Origin of the sequence: Microbulbifer sp. TYP-18, from assembly GCF_040932045.1 — a bacterium.
Taxonomy (GTDB): domain Bacteria; phylum Pseudomonadota; class Gammaproteobacteria; order Pseudomonadales; family Cellvibrionaceae; genus Microbulbifer.
This window is the reverse complement of sequence record NZ_JBFRBC010000005.1, coordinates 27,669-44,333: the sequence shown is the minus strand read 5'-3', so window position 1 is coordinate 44,333 and position 16,665 is coordinate 27,669. Positions and strand designations below refer to the sequence as shown.

The following is a 16,665-nucleotide window of genomic DNA, read 5'->3' as shown; positions in this document are numbered from 1 at the left end:
ACCCTGGCCTGCGCCAATTTGGCCTTGTAATGATTTTCCGATAGTACCGCCCGGGGCCTTAATGTTGTTGTTTTCATCTACCAGCGATTTGTCGAGCAGTTGGGCGAACGCCGGCTGAGTGATTAGTGCAGCGAAAATCAATGGCGTGAGTTTTCCCATATGCATATAGGATTCTCCTAAATCTGTTCTGGCGGTAGCGCACCACGACAGCGATTGCACGGGTAATACGCGACTGATACAAAGCGATAGATTGCGTACGGCTGGCCCGGAAGCAATAGAGGTATCGCCACCAACCAATATGTTGGGTAATTTAAATGGGGACTGCGTATTGGGTATTTATATTTGCTTTTATTTTAAGTGCGCAGTTCAGATAGCAGCTGCAAGCGGGTTCATTGTTCGGACCTGGCCAGGTGGCCGTTGGTCAAATGATTGAATTTTTATTTGGTGTACGAATCATTAAGGGCGCAACGATTGCGATACGTCTCTTTCGATAGCATTCAGTGCACACTTGTGTCGCTGGCATAGAAAGGCTCAGAAGTTGCCAGCGGACACTACTCGGATTACCCCATACCTGTTACCGGAACTCACAGCTTCCGGCACCACCCTCAATGGAGGGGCATCCAGTCTGTGAAGATAACGGTTGGCGAAATACAAGGGAAGGGCTGCAACTAAAAGTGGCGCTTGCCTTGCTCACTTCGTTGCCACCTATGGTGTGGATGAACTAGTGACCAAGCGAGGACCTGGTCGCCTATCATCAATGACCGACGAGTCATTATCCCGGGAGGGGACGACAAAATTGAAGGAAAGCACTCTGCAGCAAGTTACCGGTCACTATTAACCCGGAAGTTTATAGAGTTGCCGACTTGATGATCTTGTGAAATGACCAAGTCTCCGTTGTTGTTCAAGAAACGCCAGGGGTGGAAACTGGACGGCGGGAAGAAAAAGGCGCAAGATGCTTGTAACTATGAAGCTGATGTCACCGCATCCTGGGTGATGGCCGGACGGGAACCCTGCAAAGGCAATTGCAGTCTACTGTCACAGGTCCCTTCCCCTGCACTGTAGGAAAGCTTTCATGCGAAGTTGGCTCCTTTTACTCCTGGTATCGCAATCGCTGCTGCTGGTTGACGCGGTGCGCGCGGAGACGGGCCTGCTCGACTCGCGGGACACAATCGCTTACACAGGCTCTCAGCAGACCGAAGAGCGGTTTTCCACCCCCCGCAATGAGGGTGTTGAGGACAGCCCTCCGGCCACTGTTTTCAGCTTCCAGCGCCCCTGCAAATTCTGTCCATATACTCTCCCTTATAACCGCCCCACCCTGCCCGCCTCTCGGGGCAGCAAGGCCATCAGGGCTCCTCCCCTGGCGTAACCCCATCTATAGACACAGCAGCCGCGCGGTGGCGTTCCCCACCGTTGGCAACCATTGTGCGCGCTGTCGGAGCGACGCTTAGGTCGCAGAATCGAATGATGTGAGTTAACGCCATGAAAAACTTGGATTTTTTACAACTTGAAGACCTTGATCAACTGGTTTACCCGGAGAATTTCAGCGAACTGTCCCTGGATTCCCCCGCACTCAGCTTTGTCACGGATTTCAAAGATCACCACCCGCCATTGTTGACCCCGTCCGTGGCCGCCGCCGATGCCGCCAAAGTGATGCAGGCCGGGCACCTGAACACCGTGCTGGTGGTTGATAATGAGGGCCGTTTTAGCGGCTTGCTGACTGCGGAGGACATCAGTTCCCAGCGTGTCATGCAATTTGTGGCGGCGGGCATGAAGCGGGATGAGCTGACGGTTGCTGACCTGATGCGTCCCCGCAGTCAACTGAAAATGCTCAGCTACGAACAGGTGTCTAAAAGCAGGATCCGCGAAGTACTGGGGGCTATGCGCCGGGATGGGCAAAAGGACTGCCTGGTGGTGGATACAGAAATGCACCATGTGCGCGGATTGATCAGTGCTGCCGAGACAGGCCAGCGTCTGCACGCGGAGATCAATATCGACGAGGCGCCCACAGTGGCGGGTATTTTGCGCGAATTGGCACCGGTTCACTGATTGCCCTTTCGGCTCCTGGCTGAGGGTTTCAATATAGAGCCGCCCTACAGTTGGCCGTTATTGGTAGGGGGGAATCATACCGACCTGAGGCTGCTAAGGTTCCGTCAAACGCGCCCTGCCAATGGGATCCCAACGGCAGGGAGGGATAGACAGCTAAACCACTGCTGCCGCTCAGATGGGCGCGGGTACCGCCGCGCGTACCAGAAAGCCGACCAGGTAAGCCAACCCAGCCGCCGCGCCGCCCAGTAAAAGCGTCTTGAGGCCGGCGGTAACAACATTGGTTGCGTATACCAGGCTCTTGCACATACCGGTCAGGAAGAACATGGCGGCGGCCAGTACGCAGCTGCTGAGAAACTGTTCCCGTGGTGTTGCTGTGGACAGGAAATAGGGGACCAGCGGCATAGCGCCGACGGTGACAAATGCGAAAAAAGTCACCAGGGCGGAGCCCAGTGGGCTGCTGCGGGAGCGCCCTATTCCGTACTCTTCGCTCAACATGGTATCGATCCACAGGCGCCGGTCAGCGGTGATGGTGGCGACTATTGTTTCCAGGGTGTGACCGTGAAACCCCTTGCCGGCAAAAATCTGCCGGATTTCCTCGCGCTCCCCTTCCGGTACCAGTTGGATATGCTGTTCCTCCGTGCGTCGCGCAGCTTCCGCATGGGCGAGTTCGGCGTCCACCGCTTCGTAATTGCTTACCGCCATACTAAAGCCATCGGCCAGCAGGTTGGCCAGGCCTAGAACCACCACTACGGTCGCGGAGAAACCGGCACCGAAAGCACCGGCGACAATCGCAAAGGTGGTCACGCAGCCGTCGATGGCACCCAGTACCAAGTCGGAGATTTTTGGCGAGGGCGGGGGCTGCCGCAGCCGGGCGGCGATATTTTCAGGTCTGTGAGCGCGTTGCAGGGCCTCCGGGCCCAGTTTTTTCATGGCACTGTTCCGCTGGGGTATGGAGTATCCCCTAAGCCTAGCCAATTACCTGGAGGCCCTCGCTTTCCTGTATCACATTAACCCGCGAATCTATTCAGTTGCCGGGTTAACAGCGGCTTGCCCCGCCCGCCCTGGTGATCGGGCCCGCTGGAAGTATCCTCACTGGGTTGTGCTAGCGCACGATAAAGCTCACCTGGTCGACACCCGTATTGCCGGTTTTCGGGTCATAGGCGTAGACCAGCAATTGATAGACACCGGCGCCATCGGTTTGCAGCGACGCGGTAAAAGTGTTGTCACCGTCCATTTTCATTGGAATTGTGCCGAAAGGGGTTCCATCTTTTTGCACCATCGCCGCGACTTCCAGGGTTTCGCCATTCCACAGTCCCCCGGGCGTGATGGGACATCCGCACATCATTACCACATTGGCGCGAATCTCGAACGGAGCCTCGTCCAGGCTGGTGTACCTGTGGGTCTGCGGGCTCAGCAGATCCACGATCAGGCCCGGCACTTCCACAGTGATGCCATCTCCGTCGATCGGTTTGCCCGGGATCAGCCAGGTTTGGGTCTGGGACAGCACCCGGGCCTGCTTCTTGATATAGGGTGCAGCCACCTCGATGGTTATAAACACTGGCTCACTGATGTCCAGTGTCGCAGTGAAGGACGCCGCGCCCTCGGCAATGGATTCGAAGCGGCGGTGGGGTTGTCGCATGATTTTGTCGGTACTGCCGGTGCTGCCCCGGGTCAGGCCTTCGGCGAGCAGCTCGCCAGTGTCCGCCGCGCGGATACGCACCATGGCCCCACCAATGGAAGTGCCGATAAATTTGGCATCCCTGGCTTTGGCCCGCACCACGATATCCGTGGGCTCCGCGCTGGCAACGCCAGCGACGGCCATTAGCAAACCCAGCAGCAGAAACTGCAGTTTTTTCACAGTTAGCCTCCCTTTGACGGCTGTGGTTTTAATTATTCGACCGGTTCCAGGCGATAGAGACCGCCGTCGGTGCGGTCGGTAAGTAGGTAAATATAACCATCATGGCCCTGGCGCACATCCCGTATACGCCCCAATTGTCCCTGCAGTAGGACTTCGGAGTCTTTTATCTGTTTGCCATCGAGCGCGACCCGCAGCAGCTTTTCACTGCCGAGGCCGCCCGCCAGCAAATCGCCGCTCCAACTGGAAAACTGTTCACTCTCCACCTGGTCCAGACCCGAGGGGGCGAAACGGCCGTCGTAAATGAGTTCCGCATCGCGCACACCTGCCATAGACGGTACGCCAATGGGTTCCCTTGTGCTGTAGTCCTTGCTGCGGGTGACCTTGGGCCAGCCGTAATTGACACCGGCCTGAATCAGGTTCAGCTCGTCTCCGGTCAGGGCCCCGTGCTCACTGGCCCAGATATGCCCGTCGGCGGTTACGGTCAGCCCCTGAATGTTGCGGTTGCCAAAACTGTAGAGTTCATCCGCCCCGGGCACATCGCCGGCAAAAGGGTTGTCATCGGGCACGGCACCGGTTTCGGTCATTCGCAGCACACTGCCGGCGTGGTCGTTGATATCCTGGGCCCGCGGCGGCTCCACGCCGCGATCGCCGATGGTCATCAGCAGGGTGCCGTCCGCAAGCCACGCCAGGCGCGAACCGTAGTGGCGCCCGGGGCTGGAGAAACGATTCTGTACGAAGACCTCCTCAAAATCCGTCAGGGTGCCATCCCCCAGGCGCGCCCGGGCCACGGCGCTGGCGGTACCGCCTTTTCCGGGCTTGGAGAAGGTCATGTATATCCAGTCGTGCTCACCGTCCCCATATTGCGGGTGCAGCACCACGTCCAGCAGTCCGCCCTGGCCCAGTGCGGATACTTCGGGCACACCCTGGAGATACTGCACTTTGTCGCCTTCCATCAGCGCCAGTTTGCCCCGCCGCTCGCTCACCAGAAAGCGGCCATCGGGCAATTGCGCCACTGCCCAGGGGTGGTGCAGGTCGCCGGCCAGGCGCACAACCCGGAACGCCTGCCGGTCACTGTCGATACGGTCCAGGATCACATCGGCCGCGGTTGCGGTGCCGCAGGCGAGCATAAGGATGGCCGCGAAGCCGAATCGCGATAAGGCCAGAGTTTGCTTCATGACAGTGGACTCCATTGTTGATTAATAAGCGGATGCTAACGGCGCACACAATAAAAGACAAAAGGGGGCACAAAAAAAGCCGGAGTGATAAACCCCGGCTTTTTATGCTTGCAGGTATGGGAGGGGTTAGGACTGCTGTACGCTTTCCACCCAGTGGTTTACCCGCTCTTCCAACATCGGCAGCGGCAATGCCCCGCCACCCAGGACGGCGTCGTGGAAACCGCGAATGTCGAACTTGTCGCCGAGGGTTTTCTTGGCCTTGTCGCGCAGTTCGAGAATTTCGAGCATTCCAATCTTGTAGGAGGTGGCCTGGCCGGGCAGAGTCAGGTAACGGCGCACCTCGGACCGCACCGCGCTCTCGGGGACCGCGGCATTGTCGAGGAAGTACTGCACCGCCTGTTCCTGGGACCAGCCTTTTGCGTGCAGACCGGTATCCACCACCAGGCGGATGGCCCGCCACATCTCCGCCGTCAGGCGACCAAAGTCCTTGTAGGGGTCCTGGAATTGACCCATCTCCTTGGCGAGTTTTTCAGAGTAGAGTGCCCAGCCCTCGATGTAGGGTGTGAAGAAGGCCTGGGTGCGGAACTGGGGAATGTCCTCCAGTTCCTGGGCGATGGAAATCTGCATATGGTGACCGGGCAGGCCCTCGTGATAGGCAGTGGTCTCCATATCGTTTTTCGAGTAGGCGCTCATATCCGACATGTGCACATAGTAGACACCGGGACGCGAACCGTCCGGAGTGCCGGGCTGGTAGTGCTGGGCTCCACCGTCCACTTCGCGGAATGGCTCCACCCGCTTAACCTCCAGCTTGGCTTTTGGCAGTATGCCGAAGTAATCCGGCAGCTTGTGCTCTATCTGGCCGAGGAAGGCACGGGTGTCGTTCAGGTAGCCGTTGCGGCCCTCGTCCGTGTTGGGGTAATAGAACTGGTCGTCGTCGCGCACAAAGGTGAAAAATTCCTGCAGGCTGCCCTCGAAGCCCACCTGCTCCTTGATGGCCTCCATCTCCTTGCGGATGCGGGCGACCTCGTCGAGACCAATCTGGTGAACCTGGTCGGCAGTCAGGTCGAGAGTGGTGTAGTTGGCCAGGCGATTATTGTAGAAGGCTTTGCCGTTGGGCAGGCTGGATACGCCTTGGGGTTCCTCGCTGGCATTGTCGCGGTCCTCCTGTACCCAGCTGATATACGCATCGTAAGCCGGCTTAAACCGCTCCATCAGGCTCTTGCGCACCTGGACTTCCAGGTCTTGCGCGGTCTTCTCATCTATCTTGCCGTCTTTTTTCAGCGCTTCGATCTTGCCTTTGGCGTCGGCATACAGCGGCGAATCGCCTTCGCCCTGAAACGGTGCTCCGGTAATGACTTTCTGTGCCCGCTCCATGGCCAGATCGTAGGCGAAGCGCGGCGGACGGATGCCGTCAGCGGCAGCCAGCTTGGCACGCTCCAGCAACTGCTCCATGGCCCGCGAGATACCGTCGAGACGGGACACGTAAGCCCGCATATCCTGTTCGGAATCGACCTTGTGAATATTGATCAGGAAGGTGGGGAGGTCCGCTTCCGGGCCACCCAGCTCACCGGCGAAATAGGAATAGCGTTTAAAAGGTTCCGCGGCTTTGGCCTGCTTGTACTGAAAAATCCACAGATCGTAGGATTCCTTGCCGATGTCCGACAGCTCGTTATAGTCGAAGTCCCGCTTCAGGTCCTCGACGGTCTTGCCATACCAGGCCAGCCGGCGGGCCTCCGCGGCCTCACTCATATCGTCGATCTGGTCGTACTTCTCCTTGCGGCCCAGATAGCTGAGTTGTATGGGGCTGAACTGCAACTGCTCCTCGTAACGCTCGTCCAGCCATTTGGTCAGGCGTTTGCTCTCTGCGGCGGGATTCATCGCAGCGGTGGTCTCGGCGACGAGGGTGCTCTCAGCCGGTACAGCGTTGCTGTTTTGGGCAACCTCATCACCCTGGCATCCACTGAGGATGGCGAGTGCGAGCAGACTGGGGATCAAGGGGCTATGCAGTTCTTTAAGCATGGGTGTATCTCGGTCAAATTGTGCACACGGAAAAACGTGGCTACTCTGACACGAAACAGGGTTGACGTCGACCCAAAGCCGGGGCTGTGCAAGTCACTTGCGTCGAGGCGAAGGAATCCCGGGACCAGCGATTGCCCCCTGTGTTGCGCAGTTCCTGCAGCGACTCAGAGAAGGTTTTTTGCCCTCGCTTCCTCTTTGCAGCGACGGTGACCGGGACAGGTGACCAGGTGATCGTTCACCATACCGGTGGCCTGCATATGGGCGTACATAATGGTGGAGCCGACAAAACTGAAGCCGGCTTTCTTGAGAGCGCGACTCATGGCATCGGATTCCGGGGTGGACGCGGGTACATCCGCAAGGCTGCGAAACCGGTTCACCTTGACGCGCCCGTCGCCAAACTGCCACAGGAAGTCAGCCAGGCTGGTACCAGCATCGCGCAACGCAAGGTAGGCCCTGGCATTCCCAACCGCCGACTCCACTTTGCGACGATTGCGGATGATACGCTGGTCCTGCAGCAATCGCTCTATTTTACGCGGCGTATAGCGTGCGATCTTCTCCGCATCAAAATTGTCGAACAACTTGCGGTAACCCTCCCGCTTGTTGAGCACCGTTATCCAGGATAAACCGGCCTGGGCCCCCTCAAGCAGCAAAAATTCAAACAGAGTGGCATCGTCGGTTACCGGACGGCCCCACTCTTCATCGTGGTACTGCTGATACAGAGGCGTGGACAGACACCAGCCACAGCGTTTATCTGCCAAAGAGTCATCTCCCTTCAGTTGGGTCCGGTCATTGTCCGGCGGAAAAAAAATAGTGCTGGATCAGCTGCAAAACCAGCAGCAGCATTACCAGGACAAAAATGATGTTTCCCCGATTCAATGAGAGGTCTCCTTTACGGTTTCGTTTTCGTCAGACGGCAACAGGCCCCGTGTGAGCAGCCAGTCGCGGCTTTCGCGCAACATGGTTTCGAGAGGCACGTCGCCGCTATAGCCGAGCTCGCGGCGCGCTTTGTCGCAGCGGGCGATAAGACAGCGGTTGACCAGTGCGGCTTTCTCAGGGGTTATCGCCGGTTCGCGGCCGGTAAAGCGCGACACAAGATCGGATAGCCAACCAAGCCCGTAAATTGCGGCGGCAGGTGTGGTGCGTTTTGGTTCCGGCTTGTTCAGCAAACGGGCGATGGTGGCAAAAAACTCCAGAAAGCTGGCGTCGATGCCGGCCAGAATATAATTGTCCCCACAGCGCCCCCGGGCAAAAGCATCGATATGCGCCTGTGCCACTTCCGCCACATGACAGAAAGAGCCACTGCCGGGCGGTACCCCGGGAAGCTGGTTTCCGGCCATCAGGAGAAAAGTCTGCGCCCAGCCGGTCACATCGTACTTGCCCACTATGGCACAGGGGTTCAGGAAAACCGCATCCAGCCCCTGCTCTATCTCCTTGCGAACGGCGATTTCGGCCCTTTTTTTTGTGTAGAGGTAGCCGTGGCGAGGATCATCAGCCAATTGTGGACTCTGCTCATCGATAGGGTTTTTCTGATAGCCATAGGCGGAGATGGAGCTGGTCACTATCATTCGCCCGGCGTTTTTCTGCCGCGCCACCCGCGCCAGAGTGGCCGAGCCCTCCACATTGTCGCGCCACTGCTGGGCCCGCCTGCCCCGCCACATGCTGGTATTGGCGGCCAGGTGAAATACCGCATCGATATTTTCCGGCACCGCCCGCTGCAGGGAACTGATGTCCGCCAAAGAGCCCTCCACCAGCTCCGCGCCAAAATTGTGCGCCAGTCGGGTGTCGGATTCGGGGCGATGCAGGGCTGTGACCTGCCAGCCGCACTCAATCAGCTGTTCAATCAGGTTGGCACCGAGAAAGCCGGTACCGCCTGTCACGAAAGCGTGCTTCATCCTCTTCGCACTCCACTATTTTTCTTATATTTCCCTGCACTCGGGATAGTGGCGTGATAACAGGATGGACGCAAGTGGTGGCATCAGCGAGATACCACCACTGCCTTCATCTCATGGGTGAAGATCATCGTATGTGGAGAAGGCCTTCCTGTCAGATCAACCTAAGATGCTGCTCTAGTCGAGTTTCAACCCCAGTCGGTCTGCCAGAAAACTATACTGGTTGGTAAAATCCTCCACCTGCATCCACACCGGTTTGCCGGCGCCGTGCCCGGCCCGGGTTTCCACCGCCAGGTAGATGGGCTTGTCGCAGCCCTGGTCCCGCTGCAACGCGGCGGCGAACTTGTAGCTGTGCCAGGGCACTACCCGGTCGTCGCGGTCGGCGGTGGTAATAAGAGTGGCTGGATAACACTTGCCCTTATGGGTGTTGTGTACTGGTGAATAGGCGTACAGGGCCTCGAACTCCTTCTCGTTCTCGCTCAGGCCATAGTCGCTGGACCACTGGCGCGCGTTGGCGGAGGCGGTGTGATAGCGCAGCATGTCCAGCACACCCACAATCGGTAGAGCGGCCGCAAACAGGTCGGGTCGCTGCACCAGAGTGGCGCCCACCAGCAGACCGCCGTTGGAGCGCCCCATAATGGCGAGTTTCTGTGGTGAGGTGACCTTCTCGTCAATCAGCCACTCTGCTGCAGCGATAAAGTCGTCGAACACATTCTGCTTTTCGGTCTTGGTACCCGCTTTGTGCCAGGCGGCACCATACTCGCTGCCACCGCGCAGGTTGACCATCGCCAATGTGCCTCCCATATCCAGCCAGCCGGCAAAGCGGGTGTAGAAACGTGGCAACTGTGCGGAGTTAAATCCACCGTAGCCATACAGCAGGGTGGGGTTGCTGCCATCGCGCTTCATACCCTTGCGGTGCACCAGAAACATGGGTACCTGGGTACCGTCTTTGCTGGTGAAGAAGTGCTGGTCCACAGTGAAGCCGGCAAAATCCGTCGGGTAGTCCGGCGCCCTAACTTTTTTGCTTTTTCCGCTTTGCACGTCCAGTTGATAGATGGCGGGCGGCGTGAGGAAGTTGCTGAAGGCGTAGTAGGTCTCCGTATCGTCCGGCTCGCCGTAGAAACCGGTTACAGTGCCCACGCCGGGCAGCTCCAGTTCATACTGCTGTTTGCCGTCGAGGTCGGTCACCAGTACTTTGGACCTGGCATCCTCCAGGTAGTGCAATACCAGTCGCTCACCAATCAGGCTGGCACCCTGCAGGGCATTTTTCTGCTCCTTGACCAGCTCTTTCCAATTGGCTTTTTCCGGCTTGTCGAGGTCAATGGCTACTATGCGGCCATTGGGCGCGTCGACGTTGGTTTCAAAGTAAAAAGTCTTGCCGGTGTTGCCCAGATAAGTATAAAGACCATCCCAGTTATCCAGCAGACGAACGACTTTCGCCTCTTTTTGGCGCAGATCGCGATAGTAGACGCCGTTGCTGTTGTAGCCGTCGAAAATGGTCAGCAACAGGTAGTTGCCATCGTGGCTCAACTCGGCGCCGGGGTTGCGGGTTGGGTGGTCCGTGATCTCGTAGACCAGTGTGTCACTGTCCTGGGGCTGTCCCAGCTTATGGAAGTAAACGGCGACCTGCTGGCTGTCGTCGGCGCTGCCGTCGTCATTGAAGGGGTAGCGGCTGTAATAGAAGCCGGATTCGTCCTCGGCCCAACTGACACCGCTGAACTTGATGCCGGTGAGCAGATCCCTGAGATCCCTGCCGGTGTTGAGGTCACGCACATGGTAGTCGGTCCAGTCGGTACCGCCGTCTGAGGTACCGTAGGCCAGATAGCGCCCCTCGGGACTCACCGCATAGCGCTTGGCGGCGATGGTGCCGTCTTCGCTGAGTTGACGTGGGTCCAGTACCACACGGGCTTCATCCCGCCCCAGGTCCTCGGTACGATAGAAGACATTCTGATCCCAGCTGCCATCGTTGTACTGGTAGAAGACTTTACCGGCTTTTTTGTAGGGTACCCCGTAGCGTTCGTACTGCCAGAGGTCGGTGAGGCGCCGGTTGATTTTCTCCCAGTTGGGCAGTGCCTTGAGGGTGGGCAGTGAAAGCGCATTTTGGGCCCCCACCCAGTCCTTTACCTGTTTCGAATCCTGTTGTTCGAGCCAGCGATAGGGGTCCGCCACCCGGGTGCCAAAATAGTCGTCCTGTTGCGCGACTGTTGCAGTGTCGGGGTACTTCTCGGTGGCGAGCGCCACACCGCACATCAGTGTGCCGGCGGCCAGTGCGACTATTGATTTTTTCATACCATTGGTTCCGGTTTCTTCTCTTTGGACAGTTGGCTAATCTAGGGGATTTGCGCCGCCTGATCCAGAGTGCGTGCGATGGCTAACGGGGAAATTTGCGTTGAGGGGATTGATACAAAGGGTTCAGCACGCGCGGGTGGAAGTGCATGGCGAGGCGGTGGGCGCTATCGAGCGGGGGCTCTTGTTGCTCCTGGGGGTGGAGGCGAAGGACAACCGCGAGAGCGCGGATCGACTGCTGCGGAAGGTACTCTGCTACCGGGTGTTCGGCGACGACAATGGCCGCATGAACCTCAACCTGCAGCAGGCGGGTGGCGGCCTGCTGGTGGTGAGTCAGTTTACCCTGGTGGCGGATACTGACCGGGGCCTGCGCCCCAGTTTCAGTCGCGGCGCCGATCCCGAACAGGCGCGGACTCTGTACGAGTATTTCATCGACCGCGCGCGGACTCAGTTCGCACCGGTGGCCAGCGGTGTATTTGCCGCTGACATGCAGGTGTCGCTGCTGAACGACGGCCCTGTGACCTTCCTGTTGGAGAGCTGATAGGTGGCTCCCAGCGCCTGCAGGCGCGCATCGCGGGCTTTTTTATTCTCCCCACCCAGCCTTTCGACTGCCCGATAGAAGTCCTCCCAGCCCCCGGATTGCAGATACAGCTGGCGAAACGCCGGCACCAGGGAGCGATATTCCTCCACCAGTGCCAGGGTGGCATTGTTGGTCTTGTCGATATAGGTCTGGTAGCGCGCCGGGTTGGGCCAGCTGGCGCTCATTTGGCCATAGCACTGCCGCAGGCGGGCCAGTATGTTGGCTTTTTGCCGCCGTTTGGAGTCGTCACCCATATCTCTGCCGTACAGAAGTTGCAACTGCTTGCGCGCCTGTAGCAGGAGTTGGTTGAGCTGCCGTCGCTCGGCTTCTCCACCGCTAGCGGGACCGGGCAGCCCCCGCTGCCGGCGCCAGTCCGGCAGCGCCAGTTCCGCCACGGCAGTGGCAAAGCTTTCGTTGAAACGCGTGTCACCAGAGATGTACACACGCCGGTGGGCCAGTTCGTGAAACAGCAATCTCGCCAGCCGGTCCGCCGGCCAGGTGATGAAACTCGACAACACCGGGTCGTTGAACCAGCCCAGGGTGCTGTAGGCGGGTACCGGACCCAGGTAGACGTCGTAGTCCTCTTCGGTCAGCTGGCGGGCCTTTTTCAGGGCGTCGTCCCGGTGGAAATAGCCGCGGTAACTGGCGCAACCGGCGATGGGGTAGCACCACTGCCTGGCCTTGAGGGAAAACTCCGGTGCTGCCAGCACGTTCCAGATGGGGTAGGCGCGATCCAGCTGCACATAGGTGGCATAGGCCCGGCCCACGGGCAGGTGGAGCTGGTCGCGGGCATAGGTGCGGATGGACTTTACCAGCCGCAGTTGTCGCTCCAGCTGTTCGTCTGTGTCCGGGGCAGCCAATACCCGGTCGATGGGCTCCCGGGCGGCGAGGATACGCAATTGGCCAGCCACTGCCTGGGAGTAATAGCCCGCCGTCTCGCAACCCTGAGTGAGAATTGAAACCAGGGCTATGACGACCAACCTGCCGGTCAGAGGCCAGGGCAAAAGCCTGGGGCATGGCTGGCTGTTATACACTGTGGATGCCGACCTTTGAATTTTCAATCACTAGCACCGCTCTGGGGAGAAGCCGCCATGGAGCCGGTAACGGGTGCCGCGGGGCTGTCACCGGTCGCCGCAGTACTGACTATCTTTGCACTGATTTTTACCGCTATCGGTTGGCTGCGTCTTCTGCGCACCAGTTTTCACCAAAACCTGCTGCAGGGCTGGCTCGCGATCTTCACACCGCCGCTGGCGCTCTTGTTGCTGGCGCCCCATTGGCGACGGGAAAAGGAGCTGTTTGCGCTCGCCCTGGGGGCACTGGGCTTTTTCAGCATAGCCGCATTTCTCTGACGGCAGAACCCACTGACAGTTTTCTCTGCAGCCGGTTTCCAGCGGGCGCTTGATCTGGGTCAACCCCCTGGCCGGACCTGGCCATAAACTGGGAACCTGACAGGTTGTTGAAAAAGCCCTGCCTGGCTTTCCTCAACCCGGGTTTGCGGTGTGTCCGCAAACCCTCCACGGCAAACCAGGCAGTTACACGCTTGGTTTGCGCCCCGAACAGCCCTGTTCGGCACAACAGGCTGTTGAAAACCACGCCTGCTAAACCAACCGCCAGGATTCGCGCCTGTGGAGGAACCATAAATGACCGCGCTGATCGATTTATTTACCAGCTTTTCCGGCCTCCTGAGCCTGGGCATTATTGGCTTCGTATGTCTGATGGCGGCGTTTTTTATTCGCCTGGTGCTGCGCAACATGGAGCAGAGCGCCACTGAATAATCAGCTTCAGTGGTGGCGCGCCGGGCAGTCGAGCAGCAGCGCGCTCTCACCGGTGAAGTAGCCGTAGCGCAGGAATCGCAGCACTTCCTCCATAGCGGTGTCATTTGCCATGATATTGCCGTGACTCAGCGGCAGAGTCATAAAAGCGCACATGCCTTTTACCTTGGCGCTTTCGACAGTGATGCGCCCGTCGTCGGCACCGCGCAGAATGGCTGAAGCGATGGGATTGCGGGAGCGGTTGCCGGCGATAATACCCAGGTCAAAGCTTACCGGGCTCAACTGCAGGGGGACACTGGTCTTTCCTGTTCCCATCTGACGCCCAGCGGGCCCGTTGACCTGCTTGATCCAGGGAATATGGTCCAGCCAGTCGCCGATACGGCTGCCCTGATTGGGGGGTGCCAGCATCACAACGCGATGGGGTGCCGGTATCTGCTGATGCTCGTAGAAGTACCGCACCAGCAAACCGCCCATGGAGTGGGTAACGAAGTTGACCGGTTGCGCCTGTGCCCGGGCGCACCGGTTGAGCCCGGCCTCTACCGCCAACGAGGCCAGCTCCTGGATGGGTTTTTCCCGCGATGGGTAATCCATATTGGCCACATAGTAGCCGGAAGCGATGAGGCGTTGTTGCAGGGGTTCCAGGCTGCTGGAGTCCTTGGTGAGTCCGTGCAGGAGAATGACGCACTGTGTGCCCGCCAGCGCTGTGGGAGCTTGGATGGCTGCGCCCCACAGCACTATGGCCATCACTATCTGCCGCCATTCCCGGCTAGGCATGCTCGTTGTTGCCGGAAAATTTAAACCAGCGCCCGAACAGAATCCCCACCTCGAATAAAAGCCACATGGGCAGGGCCAGTAGCGACTGGGAAATAACGTCCGGGGGCGTCAGCAACATGCCAATCAGAAAACAACCCACGATCACATAGGGGCGCTTCTGTGCCAGAGTCCCGGCATCTACCGCGCCACTCCCGATCAGCAGCACCGTGGCAATCGGGATTTCAAATGCAAAGCCAAAGGCAAAAAACAGTTTCAGCACCAGGTCCAGATAGCGGCTGATATCCGGCAGGACCTTGATGTCGGCGTGAGCCGAGCTGACAAAGAACTCGAACAACAACGGGAAGACAACATAGTAGGCAAACGCCATGCCCGCATAAAACAGCAATACGCTGGAAACGAGAATGGGAATCGCCAGCCGCCGCTCATTCTGGTACAGACCCGGCGCGATGAAGGCCCAGGCCTGATAGAGGACGAAAGGGATGGCGATAAAAAATGCCAGCACGAAACTGGTCTTAAACGGCGTAAAAAATGGGGACGTTACCTCGGTGGCGATCATACCGGCGTCGCCCACCAGTCGCGCCTGCAGTGGTTCGGCGACGAAGTCGTAAATCTCCGCGGCAAAGGGCACCATGCACAGGAAGATGACTACCACCAACAGCAGTGTCTTGAGCAGCCGGTCGCGCAACTCTACCAGGTGCTCGATAAACGGTTGGGAAGTCTGCTCACTCATTGCGGGCTTTCTTTCTTTTGTGCCGGTGCTTGCTGTTGATCCGATGGATCCTCTTTGAGGTCCGGATCACCGTGGTCGTGCCAGTGCTCCGGGTATTCCGGGTCTGCCAGCTCTTCGCCCGCTTCGTCCTGTTCCGGCATGTATTCTTCGGCTTCGGTACTCGGATCGTGAGACTCGCTGGCGGGGCTTTCTGTTCCGCTCAGGGTCTGCTCCATTTCGCGGCGGCTCTCCTCCAACTCGCGCATAATGCGCTCGTTGTGCAGTTCGCGGCGAATCTCGTCCGCGCCGATTTCGCGTTCCAATTCCTCGCGGGCCTGGGACAGGGACCGCCGAATGCCGGACCACCAGCGGGTACTGGTGCGCACCACATCCGGGAGGCGTTCCGGCCCTATCACCAATAGGCCCACCACTGCCACCAGCAAAAGCTCAAAAAAGCCGATATCAAACACCGCGCAGCACCCGCACTATTTGTCCTGGGACTGCTTCTGTCGTTCGGTCGTTGGGTCTTCTTGCTGTGGCTTGTCGCTCTCCTCGTGGGCGATGCGCTCCTGATTCTCGGGTTTGGTCTCGCGCTCCTCATCTTTCATCGCTTTGCGGAAGCCCTTGATCGCCCCGCCCAGGTCGCCACCGAGATTCTTCAGCCGCTTGGTACCAAACAGCAGCAACACAATCACCAGAATAATCAACAGCTGCCAAATGCTAATGCCGCCAAAACCCATGTTTTTCTCCCGTTTATTGCTGTGGAGCGACCTCCGTCGCACCGGTTCTCTAAATGTTTGCCCCTGCGGTCAGTCACCGCTGCGGGATGCCTTTTCCTCCAGTCCGGACAGGCCGAAACGGCGCCCCAATTCTTGTACAACGTCGTCGGAGCAAGCGTTCAAGTGGGACAGCATCACCAGCGAATGGAACCAGAGATCTGCGGTCTCGGCGATCACAGCCTGTCGGTCGCCGCTGCGTTCGGCATCTTTCGCGGCGAGGATGACTTCAGTAGCTTCTTCGCCCACTTTTTCCAGAATCTTGTTCAGGCCTTTTTTGTGTAGGCTCGCCACATAGGAGGAGTCCGCATCGGCGTCGAGCTTGCGGAGGCGCAATACTCGGTCAAGTTCCCGCAACAGATCATTCATAGATTTGTTCTGGATCTTTAATTATCGGCAGTACAGGCTGCCAGCCGTCATCCTGTAGCACCCGATAGAAGCAGCTGGCGCGTCCGGTATGGCAGGCAATGCCACCTAGCTGCTCCACCAGGAGTAACAGGGTGTCGCCGTCACAATCCAACCGCAGTTCGCGCAGTCGTTGCACATGGCCGGAGGATTCACCCTTGCGCCACAGTTTGCCCCGCGAGCGCGACCAGTATACGGCCTGCCCCTCGTCGATGGTCAGCTGCAGTGATTCCCGGTTCATCCACGCCATCATCAGCACGCGACCGGATTGAAACTCCTGGGCGATGGCCGGTACGAGGCCGTCCGCGTCCCAGCTCACCTGGGCGATCAGGTTGGTATTGGCACTGACTTGTGTCACAGTCTGTTTCCGAATTCC

Annotated in this window: 19 protein-coding genes; 5 read left to right on the top strand and 14 right to left on the bottom strand. The window is 58.5% G+C overall.

What is annotated here, in order from left to right; translation table 11 throughout:
* The first annotated feature begins 1,072 nt into the window (after positions 1-1,072).
* The gene (locus ABVT36_RS06790; RefSeq protein ID WP_368455884.1) at positions 1,073-1,366 is read left to right on the top strand and encodes a hypothetical protein; all 294 of its coding nucleotides are present in this window, start codon (positions 1,073-1,075) and stop codon (positions 1,364-1,366) included.
* 113 nt (positions 1,367-1,479) lie between these two features.
* Positions 1,480-2,046 carry a CBS domain-containing protein gene (locus tag ABVT36_RS06785; RefSeq protein ID WP_367150959.1) on the top strand — a complete coding sequence of 189 codons (567 nt, stop codon included), beginning with the start codon at positions 1,480-1,482 and terminating at the stop codon, positions 2,044-2,046.
* Between the two features lie 171 nt (positions 2,047-2,217).
* Here the strand turns inward: ABVT36_RS06785 and ABVT36_RS06780 are convergent, their stop codons facing one another.
* The 7 genes from ABVT36_RS06780 to ABVT36_RS06750 all read right to left on the bottom strand — a co-directional run bounded on the left by ABVT36_RS06780 (position 2,218) and on the right by ABVT36_RS06750 (position 11,276).
* A complete protein-coding gene (locus ABVT36_RS06780; RefSeq protein ID WP_368455882.1) occupies positions 2,218-2,976 on the bottom strand; it encodes a VIT1/CCC1 transporter family protein in 759 nt (252 codons plus the stop codon).
* A gap of 172 nt (positions 2,977-3,148) precedes the next feature.
* Positions 3,149-3,904: a hypothetical protein gene (locus tag ABVT36_RS06775; RefSeq protein ID WP_368455881.1), complete on the bottom strand. Its 756-nt coding sequence runs from the start codon at positions 3,902-3,904 to the stop codon at positions 3,149-3,151.
* Between the two features lie 32 nt (positions 3,905-3,936).
* Positions 3,937-5,079, bottom strand: coding sequence for a PQQ-dependent sugar dehydrogenase (locus tag ABVT36_RS06770; RefSeq protein ID WP_368455879.1), 1,143 nt, complete (start codon positions 5,077-5,079; stop codon positions 3,937-3,939).
* A 126-nt stretch (positions 5,080-5,205) separates the two neighbouring features.
* Entirely contained in the window at positions 5,206-7,098 is a 1,893-nt protein-coding gene (locus tag ABVT36_RS06765; RefSeq protein ID WP_368455878.1) for a DUF885 family protein, read from the bottom strand.
* Between the two features lie 164 nt (positions 7,099-7,262).
* Positions 7,263-7,856 (bottom strand): DNA-3-methyladenine glycosylase I, encoded by a 594-nt coding sequence (locus ABVT36_RS06760; RefSeq protein WP_368455877.1) that lies wholly within the window; start codon positions 7,854-7,856, stop codon positions 7,263-7,265.
* Positions 7,857-7,970: 114 nt separating this feature from the next.
* Positions 7,971-8,990, bottom strand: a complete 1,020-nt coding sequence (locus ABVT36_RS06755) for an SDR family oxidoreductase (protein ID WP_368455876.1) — start codon at positions 8,988-8,990, stop codon at positions 7,971-7,973.
* 174 nt (positions 8,991-9,164) lie between these two features.
* Positions 9,165-11,276, bottom strand: a complete 2,112-nt coding sequence (locus ABVT36_RS06750) for a prolyl oligopeptidase family protein (RefSeq protein ID WP_368455875.1) — start codon at positions 11,274-11,276, stop codon at positions 9,165-9,167.
* 100 nt (positions 11,277-11,376) lie between these two features.
* On the opposite strand from ABVT36_RS06750, the gene dtd reads away from it, so the two are divergent.
* A complete protein-coding gene (gene dtd / locus ABVT36_RS06745; RefSeq protein ID WP_368455874.1) occupies positions 11,377-11,814 on the top strand; it encodes a D-aminoacyl-tRNA deacylase in 438 nt (145 codons plus the stop codon).
* Here the strand turns inward: dtd and ABVT36_RS06740 are convergent.
* Positions 11,721-12,914, bottom strand: coding sequence for an aminopeptidase (locus ABVT36_RS06740; protein ID WP_368455873.1), 1,194 nt, complete (start codon positions 12,912-12,914; stop codon positions 11,721-11,723). The genes dtd and ABVT36_RS06740 overlap by 94 nt on opposite strands.
* Positions 12,915-12,944: 30 nt before the next feature.
* On the opposite strand from ABVT36_RS06740, the gene ABVT36_RS06735 reads away from it, so the two are divergent.
* Both ABVT36_RS06735 and ABVT36_RS06730 read left to right on the top strand, forming a co-directional pair.
* On the top strand, positions 12,945-13,202 hold the full coding sequence (locus ABVT36_RS06735) for a hypothetical protein (protein ID WP_368455872.1): 258 nt from the start codon (positions 12,945-12,947) through the stop codon (positions 13,200-13,202).
* 291 nt (positions 13,203-13,493) lie between these two features.
* Positions 13,494-13,628 (top strand): DUF3149 domain-containing protein, encoded by a 135-nt coding sequence (locus ABVT36_RS06730; RefSeq protein ID WP_368455871.1) that lies wholly within the window; start codon positions 13,494-13,496, stop codon positions 13,626-13,628.
* Positions 13,629-13,634: 6 nt separating this feature from the next.
* Here ABVT36_RS06730 and ABVT36_RS06725 read toward each other — a convergent pair whose 3' ends face one another.
* From ABVT36_RS06725 to hisI, 6 genes are all read right to left on the bottom strand, one after another.
* Positions 13,635-14,399, bottom strand: a complete 765-nt coding sequence (locus ABVT36_RS06725) for an esterase/lipase family protein (protein ID WP_368455869.1) — start codon at positions 14,397-14,399, stop codon at positions 13,635-13,637.
* Complete coding sequence (gene tatC / locus ABVT36_RS06720; protein WP_367152384.1) at positions 14,392-15,129, bottom strand: twin-arginine translocase subunit TatC; 738 nt, start codon at positions 15,127-15,129, stop codon at positions 14,392-14,394. Before tatC ends, ABVT36_RS06725 begins: the two co-directional genes overlap by 8 nt.
* Complete coding sequence (tatB, locus tag ABVT36_RS06715) at positions 15,126-15,578, bottom strand: Sec-independent protein translocase protein TatB (protein ID WP_368455868.1); 453 nt, start codon at positions 15,576-15,578, stop codon at positions 15,126-15,128. The genes tatC and tatB overlap by 4 nt, the downstream gene beginning before the upstream one ends.
* 15 nt (positions 15,579-15,593) lie before the next feature.
* A complete protein-coding gene (gene tatA / locus ABVT36_RS06710) occupies positions 15,594-15,848 on the bottom strand; it encodes a Sec-independent protein translocase subunit TatA (protein ID WP_367152398.1) in 255 nt (84 codons plus the stop codon).
* 69 nt (positions 15,849-15,917) lie between these two features.
* On the bottom strand, positions 15,918-16,253 hold the full coding sequence (locus ABVT36_RS06705) for a phosphoribosyl-ATP diphosphatase (protein ID WP_367152382.1): 336 nt from the start codon (positions 16,251-16,253) through the stop codon (positions 15,918-15,920).
* Entirely contained in the window at positions 16,246-16,647 is a 402-nt protein-coding gene (gene hisI / locus ABVT36_RS06700; protein ID WP_368455867.1) for a phosphoribosyl-AMP cyclohydrolase, read from the bottom strand. The genes ABVT36_RS06705 and hisI overlap by 8 nt, the downstream gene beginning before the upstream one ends.
* Positions 16,648-16,665: the final 18 nt, after the last annotated feature.